Genomic DNA, 18,029 nt, shown 5'->3' on the forward strand with positions numbered 1-18,029 from the left:
TAGCGACCACGAGCCGCTACACCCGTACTACAACTTGTCGAGGAGTCAACAGACATGACCTTCTCCGTCCAGATGCCAGCTCTCGGTGAAAGCGTCACCGAGGGGACTGTCACACGGTGGCTGAAACAGGAGGGGGACACGGTCGAAGTCGACGAACCCTTGCTCGAAGTCTCCACCGACAAGGTGGACACGGAGATTCCCTCTCCGGCAGCGGGTGTCCTGACCAAGATCGTCGCGCAGGAGGACGACACCGTCGAGATCGGCGGTGAGCTCGGTGTCATCGGTGACGCGGACGAGGCGCCGTCCGACGGCGACGACTCGAGCAGCGACGACTCGAGCAGCGACGAAGCCGACGCAGGCCCGTCCGACGCCGCCGAGCAGGCGTCCGTCGAGGGCGAGAGCGAGGCCGACGCGCCCGCACCCGAGAGCGACGACGACGGCGGTGCGAGCAGCGGTTCCACCGGTGGCGGCGACGGCACTCCCGTCACGATGCCCGAACTGGGCGAGTCCGTCACGGAGGGCACCGTCACCCGGTGGCTCAAGGCCGTCGGCGACGAGGTCGCCGTGGACGAGCCGCTCCTCGAGGTCTCCACCGACAAGGTCGACACCGAGATCCCGTCCCCGGTCGCCGGCACTCTGCTCGAGATCAGCGCCGAGGAGGACGACACCGTCGAGGTCGGCGGCCAGCTCGCCGTCATCGGTTCCGGTGCTCCCGCGAAGAAGGAGCCCGCGCCCGAGCCCGAGCCGGAGAAGAAGCCCGAGCCGGAGAAGAAGCCGGAGCCCGAGGCCGAAGCGAAGCCCGCCGAGAAGCCCGCCAAGCAGGCCGACCCCGAGCCCGCCGGCGAGGTCTACACGCCGGAGCCGAAGTCCGAGAGCAAGTCCGAGAACTCCTCGAAGTCCAAGTCCGAGGCGCCTGCAGGTGACTCGAACGCAAGCGGTTCCAGCCCGTACGTCACGCCGCTCGTGCGCAAGCTCGCGCAGGAGAACGACGTCGACCTGAACTCCGTGTCGGGAACCGGCGTGGGTGGGCGCATCCGCAAGCAGGACGTCCTCGCCGCCGCAGAGGCGAAGAAGGCACCGGCCGAGGAGAAGGCCGCTCCGGCTGCCGCAGCTCCCGCCGCGTCCGCCAAGCCCTCGGCACCGTCCACTGCCGGCGTGCGGCCCGAACTCGCGCACCTGCGCGGTTCGACGCAGAAGATCAACCGCATCCGGCAGATCACCGCCAAGAAGACCCGCGAGTCGCTGCAGACGTCGGCGCAGCTCACGCAGGTGTTCGAGGTCGACCTGACCAAGGTGGCAGCACTGCGCACCCGCGCCAAGGCCACGTTCAAGGAGCGCGAGGGCGTCAACCTGACGTTCCTGCCGTTCTTCGCGAAGGCCGTCGTCGAGGCGCTCAAGGTTCACCCCAACGTGAACGCGAGCATCGACGAGGAGAAGAAGGAGATCACGTACCACGACGCCGAGCACCTGGGCATCGCGGTGGACACCGAGCAGGGCCTCCTCTCCCCCGTCATCCACAACGCGGGCGACCTGTCGCTGGCCGGCATCGCACGCGCCATCGCGGACATCGCGGCACGGGCACGGTCGAACGGCCTCAAGCCGGACGAGCTGTCCGGTGGCACGTTCACCATCACCAACATCGGCAGCCAGGGCGCCCTGTTCGACACGCCGATCCTGGTTCCGCCGCAGGCCGCCATGTTGGGCACCGGGGCCATCGTCAAGCGCCCGGTCGTGGTGACCGACGCCTCGGGCAGCGAGTCCATCGGTGTCCGCTCCATGGCGTTCCTGCCGCTCACCTACGACCACCGTCTCGTCGACGGCGCCGATGCGGGTCGCTTCCTGACCACCATCAAGCACCGCCTCGAGGAGGGCGCGTTCGAAGCCGACCTCGGCCTCTGACGCTTCTTCGGTAATCTCGGAAGTCCCCGACACTTCGCAGCCCCGACCTCCGGGAATCTGTGACCTGTCGAACGAGGGGGCACTCGCTGCACACCGTGCAGTGGGTGCCCCCGTCGCCGTCCCAGGAGGCAGTCACTCGTGCGCATCGTCATCGCAGGTTCGTCCGGACTCATCGGCACGTCGCTCGTGGCGGCGTTGCGCAGCGGAGGGCACGACGTCTTCCGCCTCGTCCGCCGTGCACCCGCGGGACCGGACGAGATCGGCTGGGATCCCACCGCCGGATCGCTCGACCCGGAGGCGCTGAAGGGCGCCGACGCCGTGGTGAACCTGTGCGGTGTCGGGATCGGTGACAAGCGGTGGACCGGCGCGTACAAGCAGGCCGTCCGCGACAGTCGCATCGTCCCCACAGAGGTGATCTCCCGCGCCGTCGTCGAGGCGAAGGTGCCGACGCTCGTCAACGCCAGCGGCATCAACTTCTACGGTGACACCGGCGACACCGTGGTCGACGAGACGGCGCCGGTCGGTACGGGCTTCCTCGCCGAGGTGTGTCGCGACTGGGAGGACGCCACGTCCTTCGCGGCCTCGAACGGCGTCCGGGTGGTGCTCCTGCGCAGCGCTGCCGTCCTGTCCCGGCACGGCGGCATGATGGGCAAGCTCCGCCCGCTGTACCTCTTCGCGCTGGGCGGTCGGCTCGGCAGCGGCCGCCAGTACTTCCCGTGGATCTCACTGACGGACGAGGTCCGGGCGATCGTCTTCACCCTCGAGAATCAGGACATCACCGGACCGGTCAACCTCCAGGGGCCCGCACCGGTGACCAACGCCCAGTTCAACAGCGCCATGTCGCGAGCGGTGCATCGCCCGGCACCGTGGATGGTGCCCGGGTTCGCGATCTCCGCGATCATCGGCGAGTTCGCGAACGAGGCCATCCTGCACAATCCGCGAGCCATCCCCGCGGTGCTCGAGAAGCACGGATTCACGTTCGAGCACAACACCATCGGAGAGGCGCTCGCGGACACCGTCGGCTGACCCGGCGGCGTACTCTTCGATGTCATGATCACCCGCTCCGCCCGCGCCGACTCCCGGCCGATGCTCGTGCGTTCGCTCGGCACGATCGACTACCTCGACGCTCTCGAGATCCAGCGCGAGGTCGCCGGCCGTCGTGCCGAGAACGTCGGCGCCGACGAATTGCTGCTTCTCGAGCACCCCGCCGTCTTCACCGCGGGTCGGCGTACGGCTCCCGAGGATCGGCCGCGCGACGGCACCCCCGTCATCGACGTCGACCGTGGCGGCAAGATCACCTGGCACGGTCCCGGGCAGCTGGTCGGCTATCCCATCGTGCGGCTCGCGGAGCCCGTCGACGTCGTTCGGTACGTCCGGCTGATCGAGGAAGCACTCATCGCCGTGTGCACCGATCTGGGCCTCGAGGTCGGGCGTATCGACGGCCGTTCCGGCGTCTGGCTCGCGGCCGGCGAGGTGCGCGGAGCCCGAGATTCTGGTCCGGGACGGCAGCCCGAACGCAAGGTGGCTGCCATCGGGGTCCGCGTGCAGCGGGGTGTGGCTCTGCACGGCTTCGCCCTGAACTGCAATGCGTCCCTGGAGGGCTTCGGCACCATCGTTCCGTGCGGTATCGCGGACGCCGGCGTCACCACACTGTCGGACGAACTCGGCCGCGACGTGACCGTCGACGAGGTCACTCCGGCGGTCACGCAGCGCATCCTGGACGCACTCGACGGTCGCCTGCCGTTGGCGGTGCACGATCTGGACAGAACGCCCGTCGCACCCACGCCACGCTTCACCACGGTGAACTTCGGCGGATGACCCCCCGCGAGTAGCATCGATGCGGTGACCGTCGCACCCGAGAACTCTCCTGCACAAGCTCCGAACGGACGCAAGCTTCTCCGCCTCGAGATCCGAAACGCGGAGACCCCGATCGAACGCAAACCGTCGTGGATCAAGACCCGCGCGAAGATGGGCCCCGAGTACTCCGAACTCAAGGGACTCGTCAAGCGCGAGGGACTGCACACGGTGTGCGAAGAGGCCGGGTGTCCCAACATCTACGAATGCTGGGAAGACCGCGAAGCCACGTTCCTCATCGGCGGTGAGCAGTGCACCCGTCGCTGCGACTTCTGCCAGATCGACACCGGCAAACCTGCCGACCTCGATCGGGACGAGCCGCGCCGCGTGGCCGAGTCGGTGCAGGCGATGGGTCTGCGCTACTCCACCATCACGGGTGTCGCCCGCGACGATCTCGAGGACGGCGGCGCCTGGCTGTACGCCGAGACCGTCCGTGAGATCAAGCGCCTCAACCCCAACACCGGTGTCGAGCTGCTGATCCCCGACTTCAACGCCGACCCCGACCAACTGGCCGAGGTCTTCTCCTCGCGCCCCGAGGTGCTCGCGCACAACGTGGAGACGGTGCCGCGCATCTTCAAGCGCATCCGTCCCGCGTTCCGCTACCAGCGCAGCCTCGACGTCATCACCGCGGCGCGCGACGCCGGCCTGGTGACCAAGTCGAACCTGATCCTGGGCATGGGCGAGACCTACGAGGAAGTCACGCAGGCGATGCAGGACCTGCACGACGCCGGCTGCGACATCCTCACCATCACCCAGTACCTGCGCCCGTCGCCGCGGCATCATCCGGTCGACCGGTGGGCCAAGCCGGAGGAGTTCGTCGAGCACTCCAAGGCCGCCGAGGCCATGGGCTACGCCGGCGTCCTCGCCGGTCCCCTGGTCCGCTCCTCGTACCGCGCGGGTCGCCTCTACGCGCAGGCCATGGCTCACCACGGCCGTGCGATCTCCGAGAACATGTCCCACCTCGAGCACGGCGGCGAGGCGTCCCAGGAAGCCAGCTCGCTGATGGCGCGCCTGGCAGCCCGCTGACCCCACACCCCCAGCGACACCACGCGGCCCGCCGTCCTACCGGATGGCGGGCCGCGCTGCGTCTGCGCCTATCCTGGGAGCCATGGCGAACGGCGGTACAGCAGGCAAGGGCAAGGCCTCGAAAGAGGCGAAGGCCGCGGCGAAGGCAGCACGCAAGCAGGCCTCGAAGGAACGGCGCTCCCAGTTGTGGCAGGCCTTCCAGATGCAGCGCAAGGAGGACAAGCTCCTCCTGCCGCTGATGATCGGATCGGTCGTCGGTATGGCGGTGCTGTTCTTCCTGATCGGGCTGATCTTCGGGATCGAGTGGCTCCTGCTGCCGTTCGGGCTCCTCATCGGTGTGCTCATCGCGTTCGTGATCTTCGGTCGCCGCGTGCAGAAGTCGGTGTACGGCAAGGCCGAGGGCCAGGCCGGCGCCGCCGCGTGGGCACTGGACAACCTGCAGGGCGGGTGGCGTGTCAAGACCGCCATCGCCGGCACCACGCAGCTGGACGCCGTGCACCGCGTCATCGGTCGTCCCGGCGTCATCCTGGTGGCCGAGGGCGCACCGCAGCGCGTGAAGGCACTGCTGGCGCAGGAGAAGAAGAAGACCGCACGCCTCGTCGGCGACACCCCGATCTACGACGTCGTCGTCGGCAACGACGAGGGCCAGGTGCCGCTCTCGCAGCTGCAGAAGTACCTGACCAAGCTGCCGAAGAACATCGACAGCAAGCGCATGGAGACCATCGAGTCACGGCTCTCGGCGCTGGGCGCCCGCGGTGGCCCGGCACTCCCCAAGGGACCGATGCCGGGCGGCGCGAAGATGAAGGGTGTGCAGCGCACCATCAAGCGTCGCTAGTGGCCTCCGGCCCCGTGCGCCTTGTGCGTACCCAGGGATGCGCAAAGGGCGCACGAGGGGTGAGCCCCACTACCGGGACATGAGGAGTGCGGTGCCCGTCGCACGATCGTGCATGCCGCGGCTGTCGATGTCGGTGATGACGGCGGGCACCACGAAGGCGATGAAGACCTGACGCACCAGCGCGCGCACGACTCCCACGCGGCCCGGAGCGTCGATGCGCGCCACCTGCATGCCCATGCAGAACTGACCGGGCGTGAAGGAGAACAAGCTCACGGACACGAATCCGAGCAGGAACCACACACCCAGGGTCAGGGTCGACAGGTTGCCACCGGCGACGCTGCCGCCGAGGAACAGCGCGGACACACCCATCGACATCAGCCAGTCGATGGCCAACGCCGCGACACGCCTCGGTGTCGGCGCGAGCGAACCCGGCCCCACCTTGGGAAGTCCCAGGTACTCGCCCTGGTAGGCCTGCTGCTCGTGGTCACCGTCGGGCAGCGCGGCGGCGGGGCCAGAGAGCCACGATCCGGTCATCCGTGCCATGAGTGTTCTCCATACTGGTGTGAGTGCGGGGCCATTGCTCCAGGATAGGTGTCGCCCCGGCGGGAGGGTCTTCCCACCGGCCACCAGCTGCGACGACGGGACGCGTAACACCGACGAAACACGGACTTGACGGTGAGGCAACACCACTTCCCTACCGTCGGCGTGGCGCAGCTGCCGCACTCACACAGACGTCGCGGACCAGCACTCGACAAGAAGGAGTTCCAGCGTGGATTTCACCACGGCCGAAGAGGTCATCAAGTACATAGCGGACGAGAGCGTCGAGTACGTCGACATCCGTTTCACCGATCTCCCGGGTATCCAGCAGCACTTCTCGATCGCGGCGAAGGCGTTCACCAAGGACACCCTCGAAGACGGTCTCGCGTTCGATGGCTCGTCCGTGCGTGGCTTCCAGTCGATCCACGAGTCGGACATGATGCTGCTGCCCGACTACGGCACCGCTCAGATCGACCCGTTCCGTCACGCCAAGACGCTGAACATGGACTTCTTCGTCCACGATCCGTACACCCGCGAGTCCTACAGCCGCGACCCCCGCAACGTCGCGCGCAAGGCCGAGGAGTACCTCGCCAGCACCGGCATCGCCGACACCGCGTTCTTCGGTCCCGAGGCCGAGTTCTACATCTTCGACTCGGTGCGCTACGACTCCCAGATGAACGGCGCGTTCTACGAGCTCGACTCGAGCTCCGGCGCCTGGAACACCGGCGCCGAGACCGAGGCCGACGGGTCCCCCAACCTCGGCTACAAGGTCCGCCCGAAGGGCGGCTACTTCCCCGTCGCGCCGTACGACCACTACGTCGACATCCGCGACGCCATCTCCACCAACCTGCAGAACGCGGGCTTCGAGCTCGAGCGCGGCCACCACGAGGTCGGCACCGGCGGTCAGCAGGAGATCAACTACAAGTTCAACACCATGCTGCGTGCAGCCGACGACCTGCAGCTGTTCAAGTACATCGTCAAGAACACCTGCTGGCAGCACGGCAAGTCCGCGACCTTCATGCCGAAGCCGCTCTTCGGTGACAACGGCTCGGGCATGCACGTCCACCAGTCGCTCTGGAAGGACGGCAAGCCGCTCTTCTACGACGAGAAGGGCTACGCGGGTCTGTCGGATCTCGCTCGTCACTACATCGGCGGCATCCTGCACCACGCTCCGTCGCTGCTGGCGTTCACGAACCCGACGATCAACTCGTACCACCGCCTGGTGCCGGGCTACGAGGCCCCCATCAACCTGGTGTACTCGGGCCGTAACCGCTCGGCCGCCGTCCGTATCCCCACCACGGGCAACAACCCGAAGGCCAAGCGTCTCGAGTTCCGCGCGCCCGACGCGTCCGGTAACCCGTACCTGTCGTTCGCCGCGCAGATGATGGCCGGCCTGGACGGCATCAAGAACAAGATCGAGCCGCTCGCTCCCGTCGACAAGGACCTCTACGAGCTCCCGCCCGAGGAAGCGAAGAACATCCCGCAGGCACCCACCTCGCTGCCTGCCGTGATCGACCGCCTCGAGGCCGACCACGAGTACCTCACCGCCGGTGGCGTCTTCACCACCGACCTGATCGAGACCTGGATCTCGCTCAAGCGTGAGAACGAGATCGCGCCGGTGAACCTCCGTCCGCATCCGTACGAGTTCCAGCTGTACTACGACTGCTGAGTCACGCTCCACCACGTCGAGCCCGCTCCGGACCCTGTCCGGCGCGGGCTCGCGTCGTTTCCGGGACGATTCGGGAACGATGCGGACACGACTCGACCGAAAGCTGGATTGAACTCCGAACTTTCGGGGTAGACACGGGTGTCCGCTGTGTTCCGGGTGACGATCCACCCGGCCGCCGGACGTCGTGGCACCACCACAGTCGCGTCTCTCCTGTTGCCGAGCGAAGGATCTGCACCTGATGGATGCTCTGTGGGACTTCATCGTCGGCCGCCGAAGGCAGCTCGCGATCGATTCCTATCTTCACGTCTCCGCCGTCGTCCAGTGTGTCGTCATCGCGACCATCCTGGGTGTCGCCATCGGAGTTCTCGTCTACCGCAGTCCCGCCGGCTCCGCCGTCGCCACCGCTCTCGCGAGCACGGTGCTCACCATCCCGTCGTTCGCGCTGCTGGGACTGCTGATTCCCATTCTCGGTCTCGGCGTCAAGCCGACCGTCACCGCGCTGGTGCTGTACTCGTTGCTGCCGATCATCCGGAACACGGTGGTCGGACTCGACGCGGTGAATCCGGCGGTCAGCGACGCGGCACGCGGTATCGGCATGAGCCGAGCCACCGTGTTGCGTCGCATCGAGATTCCTCTCGCGTGGCCGTCGATTCTCACCGGGATGCGCGTCAGCACCCAGATGGCGATGGGCATTCTCGCCATCGCCGCGTACGCCAAGGGCCCCGGCCTCGGCAATCTCCTGTTCTCCGGCCTCGCCCGCGTCGGCAGCCCCACCGCAGTTCCCCAGGCCCTCACCGGCACCGTCCTGATCGTCATCCTGGCGCTGATCCTCGACGGGATCTACGTCCTGATCGGCAAACTCACCACCTCGAGGGGTATCCGTGACTGACACGACTCGCACCACCACCGGAGCAGAGATCGTCCTCGAGGACGTGACGAAGTCCTACCCCAACCAGAAGGCCGCCGCGGTCGACCACGTGTCGCTCACCATCCCCGCGGGTGAGGTCGTCGTGTTGGTGGGACCGTCGGGCTGCGGCAAGACGACGACGATGCGGATGATCAACCGCCTCATCGAGCCCACGTCCGGCCGGATCACGATCGGCGGCAAGGACGCGCTGTCCATCGATCCGAACGAACTGCGACGCACCATCGGCTACTCGATCCAGCAGGCCGGCCTGTTCCCGCACATGACGATCGCGCAGAACGTCGGCATGGTCCCCGGGCTCATCGGCTGGAACAAGAAGAAGATCTCCGACCGCACCGACGAGATGCTCGATCTGGTCGGACTCGATCCGGGCCAGTACCGCGAGCGCTACCCGCGCCAGCTCTCCGGTGGGCAGCAGCAGCGCGTGGGTGTGGCCCGCGCTCTGGCGGCCGACCCCCCGGTTCTGTTGATGGACGAGCCGTTCGGTGCCGTCGACCCCATCACCCGCGGCCTCCTGCAGGACGAGCTGATGCGCCTGCAGGCCGAGCTGGGCAAGACCATCGTCTTCGTGACACACGACTTCGACGAGGCCGTCAAGCTGGGCGACCGGATCGCCGTCCTGGGCAACCAGTCCCGCATCCTGCAGTACGACACCCCCGAGGCCGTGCTGGCCAATCCCGCCGACGAGACGGTGGCCGGCTTCGTCGGCGCCGGTGCGGCTCTCAAGCAGCTCACCCTCATGCGTGTGCGCGACATCGAGCTCAGCGATGTTCCCGCCTTCGGTGAGGACGAGCCGGTCGAGACGATGAACCGGGCGCTCGGCACCGATCCGGAGGCGTGGGGTCTCATCCTCGACTCCCGCAAGCGGCCCATCCGGTGGACCGACCGTCGTCACCTCGCCGGCGTGGGCAGCCTCCGCGACGTCGGTGTGCCGATCGGTGAGCTCGTGTCGATCCAGTCCACGCTGCAGGACGCGCTCGAGGCCCTGCTCGCCGAGGGCAACGCGACGGCGACCGTGACGGGCAAGCGCGGCGAGTACGTCGGCACCGTCACCATCGAGGCACTGATCGACACCATCAAGACCATCCGTTCGCAGCACGCGCACGACCACGACGACGTGGTCGACGCGGGCGCGGCGTCCGTCTCGGGCGCGTCGTCGTGACGGCGTCGGTCGAGGCGTCCGTCGTCGACGATCCCGCCGACGCAGAGGGCGATGCGAAGTCCGCGGCCAGGGCAGCGCGGCGAGCCGAACGGATCCGTCTGGTCGTCCAGCCCGCACTGGTTCTCGTCCTCGTGGTGGTCACGCTGGTCTACGCCCTCACGCGTGATCTCACGGCGACGCAGGCGGCGACGATCAACGTCGCCACGATCTCCCAGCGCGTTCTCGAGCACGTCCTGATCACGTTCGTCGTGACGGCACTCGTCGTGCTGATCGCGGTGCCCCTCGGAATCATCCTCACTCGCAACGGCTATCGACGACTCGCTCCCGTCTTCATCGGTATCGCGAACATCGGTCAAGCAGCACCTGCCGTCGGCCTGCTCGTGCTGTTGTTCCTCGCGACCGGCAGCACCGGGTTCTGGGTCGGTGTCCTGCCCATCGCGTTCTACTCGCTGCTGCCGGTGCTGCGGAACACCATGCTGGGGTTCCAGCAGGTGGACGCCAGTTACATCGATGCCGCACGCGGACAGGGCATGTCGGGCTCCGGCATCCTGTGGCGCATCGAGTTCCCACTCGCGGTGCCGTACATCCTCGCCGGCCTGCGCACCTCTCTCGTGCTGGCGGTCGGTACCGCCACGCTGAGCTTCCTCGTCGGCGCCGGCGGCCTCGGCGTGCTCATCGACACCGGGTACAAGCTCAATCAGCCGCTCATCCTCGTCGTGGGCGCCGTGCTCGCGGTGGCGTTGGCGTTGCTCGTCGACTGGTTGGGCGCTCTCGCCGAGGCCTTCCTCGGACCGAAAGGACTGCGCTGATGCGCCGTACCCTGATCGCACTGTGCGCGGTCTCCACCCTCGCCCTCACCAGCTGCGGGCTGCAGTCCGGCAGCGCGGTGCCCCTGGCCGTCGAACCCGGAAGCATCACGGCGCAGCCGGGTCTCGAAGGTGCCGAGCTCACCGTCGGTTCCAAGGACTTCACCGAGCAGATCATCCTCGGCTACATCCTGGAGTTCGCGCTCGAGGCGGCGGGGGCGAACGTCCGCGACCTGACCAACATCTCGGGATCCAACAGCACGCGGCAGGCCATGATCAGCGGCCAGGTCGACGTCACCTACGAGTACACCGGCACCGGCTGGATCAACTACCTCGGCAACGAGACTCCCATTCCCGACGCGACAGAGCAGTACGACGCGGTGCGCGACGCGGACAAGGCGAACGGCATCGTCTGGGTCAACCCGGCGCCGATGGACAACACGTACGCACTCGCGATGAACCAGCAGACGGCGCAGGAGACCGGCGTGAAGACGCTGTCCGACTACGCCGCCCTGGTGCAGCGTGATCCCGCCGCCGCGGCGGTGTGCGTGGAGACCGAGTTCAACTCCCGCCAGGACGGTTTCCCCGGCATGGCGGCGGCGTACGGCTTCGACGCGAACGCGGTGAACCGCCAGATCCTGCAGACGGGCATCATCTACCAGGCGACGGCGGACGGCTCGCAGTGCAAGTTCGGCGAGGTGTTCACCACCGACGGCCGCATCAAGGGTCTCGACCTGGTGGTCGTCGAGGACGACAAGCTGTTCTTCCCGCGCTACAACGCGACGGTGAACTTGCGTCAGGAGATCGCCGACCGCTACCCGGAGATCGCGGAGATCACCGCACCGGTGTCCGCGGCGCTCACCATCGACGCCATCACCGAGCTGAACAAGCAGGTCGACGTCGACGGCCGGGAACCCGCCGAGGTGGCGCGTGACTGGATGGTGCAGCAGGGTTTCGTCACCGCCGGGGCCGACTGACACCGAGGTACACCTACTGCACAGAAGACGACCCCGCCCGGCACAGTCGGCCGAGCGGGGTCGTTCTCTGTGCAGAACCGGTACGGGTCAGGAACCGAACGCGCGTTCCACCACGGCCTTGGCCCGACGGGTGACGCGCAGGTAGTTGTCGAGGAACTCCCCCGCGTCGCCACTGGGCCAGCCGGCCACCTGCGCGACGGCCGACAGCACCTTGCCGGGAGCCGGCAACTGATCGGTCGGCTTGCCGCGCACCAGGACCAGCGCGTTACGGGCCTTCGTGGCCGTGAGCCACGCCTGGCGCAGGAGGTCGACGTCGCCAGGGCTCATGAGCTCCGCGGCGCCGATCGCGTCGAGGCACTCCAGGGTCGACGTGTTGTGCAGCGCCGGAATGCGGTGGGCGTGACGCAGTTGCAGCAACTGCACGGTCCACTCGACGTCGGCCAGTCCCCCGCGCCCCAGCTTGGTGTGCGTCTTCGGGTCGGCTCCCTTGGGCAATCGCTCCGCGTCGACCCGGGCCTTGATGCGCCGGATCTCGCGGACGGCGTCCTCGGAGACTCCGCCCTCGGGGTACCGGATGCGGTCGGCCATGAGCAGGAACCGAATTCCCAGGTCCTGATCGCCGGCGACCTGGTGGGCGCGGAGCAGGGCCTGCACCTCCCACGGCTGCGCCCACTGCGAGTAGTACGCGTCGTAGGCCGAGAGTGTGCGCACGACAGGCCCGTTGCGCCCCTCGGGACGCAGTCCGGTGTCCACCTCCAGCGGCGGGTCCTGGCTCGGCGAACCCAGGAGCTTGCGGACACGATCGGCGATGGCGTTGGCCCACTTGACGGCGTCGCTGTCGTCGGCGCCCTCGGCCGGCTCGCACACGAACAACACGTCGGCGTCGGACCCGTAGCCCAGTTCACCACCACCGAGTCGACCCATGCCGATGATGGCGATCGACGCGGGAGCGGTGCCGCCGCGCTCGGCGACGGACGCACGGACCGCCGCGTCCAGGGCGGCGTTGATGACCGCTGCCCACACCGAGGACAGCGCCCGGCACACCTCGGGGACCTCGAGCAGTCCGAGGATGTCCGCCGAGGCGACCCGCGCCAGTTCGTAGCGACGCAGGGACCGCGCCGCCGCGACCGCGCGTACCGGATCGTCGTAGCGCGCAGAGGACTTCAGGATGGCGCCGTACGTCTCGGTGGGATCGACGTCGAGCAGTTTGGGGCCGGTCGATCCGTCGGCGAAGAGCCGGATGACCTCCGGCGCGTTGACCAACACACCGCGCAGGTACTCCGACGACCCGAGCACCTGCATCAGGCGCTGCGCCACCGGGCCCTCGTCGCGGACCAGCCGCAGGAACCAGGACTGCTCGGCGACCTCCTCGGACAGCCGTCGGTAGGCCAGCAGGCCCGCGTCGGGATCCGGTGTGTCGCCCAGCCATTCGAGCAGCGTCGGCAGCAGCAGGGACTGGATGCGACCCTTGCGCGCACCCATGCCGACGAGTGCGCTCAGGTGTCCGAGCGCGTTCTGTGGAGCCGAGTAGCCGAGCGCCGAGAGCTGCCGGATCGCGGAATCCGAACTGAGGCGCAGCGAGTCGCTGTCCAGCCGGGCCACCGATTCGAGCAGAGGGCGATAGAACAGCCGAGCGTGCAACCGCCGGATCCGCTGCGCGTTGCGACGGATCTCCTGGCGCAGAACGCCGGTCGCGTCGTGGTTGCCGTCGGGACGCATGTGGGCGGCGCGGGCGAGCCAGCGCATCGCCTCGTCGTCGTCGTCCGGCGGCAGGAGGTGCGTGCGCTGCAGCTTCTGCAGCTGCAGCCGGTGCTCGATGAGGCGGAGGAACTCGTAGGACGCGGTGAGGTTTGCCGCGTCGTCACGCCCGATGTAGCCGCCGGTGGCGAGAGCGGACAGCGCGGCGACGGTACCGCGTTCGTGGAGGGAGTCGTCGGCTCGTCCGTGCACGAGTTGCAGCAGCTGGACGGCGAACTCGACGTCACGCAGGCTGCCGCGCCCCAGCTTGATCTCGCGCTCGCGCAGCTCGGCCGGCACCATCTCCTCGACGCGGCGGCGCATCGCCTGCACCTCGGGGACGAAGTCCTCGCGCTCACTGGCCACCCACACCATCGGCGTCACCGCGTCGACGTAGGCCTGGCCCAGCTCGGCGTCACCGGTCATGGCGCGCGCCTTGAGCAACGCCTGGAACTCCCAGGTCTTCGCCCACCGCTGGTAGTACGCCAGGTGCGAGTCGAGAGTGCGGACCAGTTCGCCCTGCTTGCCCTCGGGACGCAGTGCGGCGTCGACCTCGAAGAAGGCGGACGAGCCGATGCGCATCATCTCGCCGGCCATGCGGGTGGCGAGGGAGTTGGAGGGTTCGGCGACGAAGACGACATCGACGTCGCTCACGTAGTTCAGTTCCTGCGCACCGCACTTGCCCATCGCGATGACCGCGAGTCGGACCGAGCAGGGCCCGTCGGGGAACGTGACGGTGACGGCCACCGACAGTGCCGCGGTGAGCGCCGCGTCCGCGAGATCGGACAGCTGACGACCGACCACCTCGTAGGGCACGACGGGCTCGTTCTCCACGGTCGCCGCGAGATCGGCGGCGGCCAGGATCATGAGGTGGTCGCGGTACGCCGTACGCAGCGCGATGATGGCCTTGGGTCCGGTCAGCTCGGCCCGGAACACCTGACCGAGGGCGTCGTCGCCCGTCTCCGCGACGGCACCGACGCTCGCGAGCATCGAGTCGCGCAGCTCGTCGGCCGTGGGCAACGACTCCGTGCAGGTGGTGAGCAGGCGCCACTTCTCCGGCTCGGACACCAGGTGGTCACCGAGAGCGCTGGACGATCCGGCGAGAGCGAACATGCGGCCGCGCAGACTCTTGTCGGTGCGCAGGCGGGCGTCGAGGTCGGACCAGTTGTCACCGAGATCCTCGGCGAGGCGCGCGAGGGTGCGCAGCGCGAGATCGGCGTCGGGCGAGCGCGACAGCGACCACAGCAGCTCGGTGCTGTCCTCGTCGGTCCAGCCCAGCAGCGACAGGTTCGCCGGGGCCGACGCCTCGACGAGACCGAGCCGTCCGGGGCTGGGCACGGTGGAACGGGAACTGGGCGGAATCACGGGCGAGCCTCCACCACGGTGTACGAGTCGACCGCCGGGTCGGCGTCAGCGAACGTCGGGTGGACGAACCGCGGGTCGACGAATCTCGGGACGGTGGTGCATTCCGACATGTTCATGGCGTGTCGACGTTACTCGACAGCCCCGTCCACTCGACAATCGCGCAGTCGCTACAGACCCAGGTAGGTCTTGAGCTCGAACGGCGTCACGTGCGAACGGTACGACTCCCACTCACGACGCTTGTTGCGCAGGAAGTAGTCGAAGACGTGCTCGCCGAGCGCCTCGGCCACCAGCTCGGAGCCCTCCATGGCGGCGAGCGCCTCGTTGAGGCTGCTGGGCAGCTCCCGGTAGCCCATGGCGCGGCGTTCGGCGGAGGTCAACGACCACACGTCCTCCTCGGCCTCGGGCGGCAGCGTGTACCCCTTCTCCACACCGCGCAGTCCGGCCGCGAGCAGCACGGCGAAGGTGAGGTACGGGTTGCACGCCGAGTCGGGGCTGCGGATCTCGACGCGGCGAGACGACGCCTTGTTCGGCGTGTACATCGGAACGCGTACCAGCGCAGAGCGATTCGACGGACCCCAGGACGCCGCCGTGGGGGCCTCGCCGCCGTGGATCAGACGCTTGTAGGAGTTGACCCACTGGTTGGTGACCGCGCTGATCTCGTTGGCGTGCTCGAGGATGCCCGCGATGAAGGCCTTGCCGGTCTCGGACAACTGCATGGGGTCGTCCGGGTTGTGGAAGGCGTTGGTCTCGCCCTCGAACAGACTCATGTGCGTGTGCATGGCCGAGCCGGCCTGATCGCTGAACGGCTTGGGCATGAACGTCGCACGCACGCCCTCGTCGATCGCGACCTCCTTGACGAGGTAGCGGAAGGTCATCACGTTGTCGGCCATGGACAGGGCGTCGGCGTAGCGCAGGTCGATCTCCTGCTGACCGGGCGCGGCCTCGTGGTGGCTGAACTCCACCGAGATGCCCATGGACTCGAGGGCGTCGATGGCGTGGCGCCGGAAGTTCGGCGCCTCGTCGTGGACGGCCTGGTCGAAGTAGCCGCCGTTGTCCGCGGGGACGGGGGGCCGACCGTCGTCGGGCAGTTCCTTGCACAGGAAGAACTCGATCTCGGGATGCACGTAGCAGCTGAATCCGAGGTCCGCAGCCTTGGAGAGCTGTCGACGCAGCACGTGCCGGGAGTCGGCCCAGGACGGCGACCCGTCGGGCATCGCGATGTCGCAGAACATGCGGGCGGAGTGCTGCTCGCCCTTGCTGGTGGTCCAGGGCAGGATCTGGAACGTCGTGGGGTCGGGCTTGGCCACGGTGTCGGCCTCGGAGACTCGTGAGAAGCCCTCGATCGCCGAGCCGTCGAAGCCGATGCCCTCCTCGAACGCGCCCTCGAGTTCGGCCGGAGCGATGGCCACGGACTTGAGGTAGCCGAGCACGTCCGTGAACCACAGACGGACGAACCGGATGTCGCGCTCCTCCAGAGTGCGAAGCACGAATTCCTTTTGGCGATCCATGACCGTCAGGCTAGGCACGTTGCATTAAATCCGTGTTACATCGTGAAACCGGTCGCACTTTCTGGACCTCACAGCGCGGTGGCGACGACTGTGAGGTCACGGCTCAGCAGCGCAGACCTGCTGGTGGAGGCGTCAGGTCGACGAGGTAGGCGGACACGGCGTCGTCGATGCAGGCGATCCCGGCGAACGAGGCGGTGTGCTGATTCCCCTCGTAGGTGACCAGCGACGAGCCCAGCTGCGAGGCCAGAGCGACCCCGGCCTCGTACGGGGTGGCGGGATCGTCGGTGGTCGAGACCACCACGGTCGGTGCGAGTCCCGGTATCGAGACCGGCCCCGGGTCGGCCGCCGAGGGGACCGGCCAGAAGGCACACGGCTCGAGCGGCGCGGTGCCGTTGCCCCGGCCGTCGTCCAGGAACGGCGCGGCGGCGCGGAACCGGGCGTCGAGCGCGCCCTCCTCCGCCCGGTCGGTCACCCGCGGATCGTCGACGCACCGCACGGCGGTGAACGCGTCGTTGGTGTTGCTGTACGTGCCGTCGCTCAGGCGCCCGTTGTAGAGATCGGCGAGCGAGAGCAGGATGTCGCCCTGACCGTTCTCCAGCTGAGTCAGTCCGCGCCGCAACGGTCCCCACAGTTCGGTGCTGTAGAGCGCCTGCTGCACTCCGGTCACGGCGTCGTCGTAGCTCAGCGAGCGGGCACCCTCCGGCCCGGTGAGCTCGGTGCTCGCGGGCCGGTCCACCAACGGATCGACCAGGGCCCGGAAGGAACGCACGGCTCCCGCCGGGTCGGTACCGAGTGGACAGTCGGACCGTCCCGCGCAGTCGGCCGCGAAGGCGTCGAACACCGACTGGAAGCCTGCGCCCTGGGCGACCACCTCGTCGGCCGCGTTCGCAGCGGGGTCGAGAGCGCCGTCGAGCACCATCGCGCGCACGTTCTCGGGGAAGAGTTCGGCGTAGGTGTAGCCCAGCCGCGTCCCGTACGAAAATCCGAGATACGTCAGCTGATCGTCGCCGAGCACCGACCGGACGACGTCCATGTCCCGCGCGACGTCGGCCGACGTGAGGTGTTCGAGCAACACCGGATCGTTGCGCTCGGCGCACCGCGCGGCGTAGTCCTGATTGTCCTTCTCGGTCTCGGCGATTCCGGCGGGCGAGGTGTCCACGTCGTTGTCCGCACGCTCGGCGTCGAACTCCCGCGGAGTGTCGCAGCGCACCGCCGGCACCGACGCACCGATGCCCCGAGGGTCGAATCCGATGACGTCGAACGACGATTCGACGGCGGTACCCCGCGCCACCGTCGCAGTCGAGAGGCCCGACGCGCCGGGTCCACCGGGGTTGACGAGCATCGAGCCCACCTTCTCCCCCGTCGCCGCCGACCGGGACAACGCCAGTGAGGCGGTGGGTCCGGCCGGATCGTCGTAGTCGATCGGCACGGTCACCCGGCCGCACTGCAGGCTCGGGTCCAACTCGGACCCGTCGGTCACGAATCCCTCGCACGATCCCCACGTGACACGCTGCGCCCGAAAGGCGTCCAGCGTCGACGGCTGATCGGCACGCGTCTCCGTCGTCGTGACGGGCACGGACCCACCCTCGTCGTCGGTGGGAGTGCCGCCGACATCGGAGCCGCACGCCGCGGCCAACACCGCGAGAACCGAGAGGGAGACGGCGAGACGGACGGACGCGCGACGGGAGGACACCTCTCGATGGTGGCACGGCGTGGTGTGTGACCAAGC

General features: G+C 68.2%; 14 protein-coding genes. 10 read left to right on the forward strand and 4 right to left on the reverse strand.

The genetic code is table 11. The annotated features are described in order from the left end of the window. The first annotated feature begins 54 nt into the window (after window positions 1-54). From sucB to HQ314_RS03830, 5 genes are all read left to right on the forward strand, one after another. Entirely contained in the window at window positions 55-1,899 is a 1,845-nt protein-coding gene (sucB, locus tag HQ314_RS03810) for a 2-oxoglutarate dehydrogenase, E2 component, dihydrolipoamide succinyltransferase (protein WP_222649291.1), read from the forward strand. Window positions 1,900-2,037: 138 nt separating this feature from the next. Further along, a complete protein-coding gene (locus tag HQ314_RS03815; RefSeq protein ID WP_222649292.1) occupies window positions 2,038-2,925 on the forward strand; it encodes a TIGR01777 family oxidoreductase in 888 nt (295 codons plus the stop codon). Window positions 2,926-2,949: 24 nt separating this feature from the next. Next, window positions 2,950-3,717 (forward strand): lipoyl(octanoyl) transferase LipB, encoded by a 768-nt coding sequence (lipB, locus tag HQ314_RS03820; protein WP_222649293.1) that lies wholly within the window; start codon window positions 2,950-2,952, stop codon window positions 3,715-3,717. 24 nt (window positions 3,718-3,741) lie between these two features. After that, window positions 3,742-4,779: a lipoyl synthase gene (lipA, locus tag HQ314_RS03825; protein ID WP_027505797.1), complete on the forward strand. Its 1,038-nt coding sequence runs from the start codon at window positions 3,742-3,744 to the stop codon at window positions 4,777-4,779. Between the two features lie 82 nt (window positions 4,780-4,861). Further along, window positions 4,862-5,614 (forward strand): DUF4191 domain-containing protein, encoded by a 753-nt coding sequence (locus HQ314_RS03830; RefSeq protein WP_056445665.1) that lies wholly within the window; start codon window positions 4,862-4,864, stop codon window positions 5,612-5,614. A 69-nt stretch (window positions 5,615-5,683) separates the two neighbouring features. On the opposite strand, the gene HQ314_RS03835 is transcribed toward HQ314_RS03830, so the two are convergent. Then, window positions 5,684-6,157: an RDD family protein gene (locus tag HQ314_RS03835; protein ID WP_027505795.1), complete on the reverse strand. Its 474-nt coding sequence runs from the start codon at window positions 6,155-6,157 to the stop codon at window positions 5,684-5,686. 226 nt (window positions 6,158-6,383) lie between these two features. Between HQ314_RS03835 and glnA (HQ314_RS03840) the strand changes: the two genes are divergently transcribed. The 5 genes from glnA (HQ314_RS03840) to HQ314_RS03860 all read left to right on the forward strand — a co-directional run bounded on the left by glnA (HQ314_RS03840) (window position 6,384) and on the right by HQ314_RS03860 (window position 11,690). Further along, a complete protein-coding gene (glnA, locus tag HQ314_RS03840) occupies window positions 6,384-7,820 on the forward strand; it encodes a type I glutamate--ammonia ligase (protein WP_027505794.1) in 1,437 nt (478 codons plus the stop codon). 238 nt (window positions 7,821-8,058) lie between these two features. Beyond that, complete coding sequence (locus HQ314_RS03845; protein ID WP_027505793.1) at window positions 8,059-8,709, forward strand: ABC transporter permease; 651 nt, start codon at window positions 8,059-8,061, stop codon at window positions 8,707-8,709. Further along, a complete protein-coding gene (locus HQ314_RS03850) occupies window positions 8,702-9,907 on the forward strand; it encodes an ABC transporter ATP-binding protein (RefSeq protein WP_056445669.1) in 1,206 nt (401 codons plus the stop codon). The genes HQ314_RS03845 and HQ314_RS03850 overlap by 8 nt, the downstream gene beginning before the upstream one ends. After that, window positions 9,904-10,716: an ABC transporter permease gene (locus HQ314_RS03855; protein WP_027505792.1), complete on the forward strand. Its 813-nt coding sequence runs from the start codon at window positions 9,904-9,906 to the stop codon at window positions 10,714-10,716. The genes HQ314_RS03850 and HQ314_RS03855 overlap by 4 nt, the downstream gene beginning before the upstream one ends. Beyond that, the gene (locus HQ314_RS03860) at window positions 10,716-11,690 is read left to right on the forward strand and encodes a glycine betaine ABC transporter substrate-binding protein (RefSeq protein ID WP_027505791.1); all 975 of its coding nucleotides are present in this window, start codon (window positions 10,716-10,718) and stop codon (window positions 11,688-11,690) included. Before HQ314_RS03855 ends, HQ314_RS03860 begins: the two co-directional genes overlap by 1 nt. A gap of 87 nt (window positions 11,691-11,777) precedes the next feature. On the opposite strand, the gene HQ314_RS03865 is transcribed toward HQ314_RS03860, so the two are convergent. From HQ314_RS03865 to HQ314_RS03875, 3 genes are all read right to left on the reverse strand, one after another. Further along, window positions 11,778-14,792: a bifunctional [glutamine synthetase] adenylyltransferase/[glutamine synthetase]-adenylyl-L-tyrosine phosphorylase gene (locus HQ314_RS03865; RefSeq protein WP_056445676.1), complete on the reverse strand. Its 3,015-nt coding sequence runs from the start codon at window positions 14,790-14,792 to the stop codon at window positions 11,778-11,780. Between the two features lie 167 nt (window positions 14,793-14,959). Then, window positions 14,960-16,300 carry a type I glutamate--ammonia ligase gene (glnA, locus tag HQ314_RS03870; protein WP_027505789.1) on the reverse strand — a complete coding sequence of 447 codons (1,341 nt, stop codon included), beginning with the start codon at window positions 16,298-16,300 and terminating at the stop codon, window positions 14,960-14,962. Window positions 16,301-16,403: 103 nt separating this feature from the next. Beyond that, window positions 16,404-17,993: an alpha/beta hydrolase gene (locus HQ314_RS03875; protein ID WP_308119219.1), complete on the reverse strand. Its 1,590-nt coding sequence runs from the start codon at window positions 17,991-17,993 to the stop codon at window positions 16,404-16,406. Between the last annotated feature and the right edge of the window lie 36 nt (window positions 17,994-18,029).

Source organism: Rhodococcus sp. BP-332 (assembly GCF_019836065.1).
In the GTDB taxonomy this organism is placed as follows: domain Bacteria; phylum Actinomycetota; class Actinomycetes; order Mycobacteriales; family Mycobacteriaceae; genus Rhodococcoides.

Coding starts and splice junctions, on each gene's coding strand:
- glnA (WP_027505789.1), bottom strand. CDS start 16,300: ATGGATCGCCAAAAGGAATTCGTGCTTCGCACTCTGGAGGAGCGCGAC.
- sucB (WP_222649291.1), top strand. CDS start 55: ATGACCTTCTCCGTCCAGATGCCAGCTCTCGGTGAAAGCGTCACCGAG.
- HQ314_RS03845 (WP_027505793.1), top strand. CDS start 8,059: ATGGATGCTCTGTGGGACTTCATCGTCGGCCGCCGAAGGCAGCTCGCG.
- HQ314_RS03835 (WP_027505795.1), bottom strand. CDS start 6,157: ATGGCACGGATGACCGGATCGTGGCTCTCTGGCCCCGCCGCCGCGCTG.
- HQ314_RS03860 (WP_027505791.1), top strand. CDS start 10,716: ATGCGCCGTACCCTGATCGCACTGTGCGCGGTCTCCACCCTCGCCCTC.
- HQ314_RS03830 (WP_056445665.1), top strand. CDS start 4,862: ATGGCGAACGGCGGTACAGCAGGCAAGGGCAAGGCCTCGAAAGAGGCG.
- lipB (WP_222649293.1), top strand. CDS start 2,950: ATGATCACCCGCTCCGCCCGCGCCGACTCCCGGCCGATGCTCGTGCGT.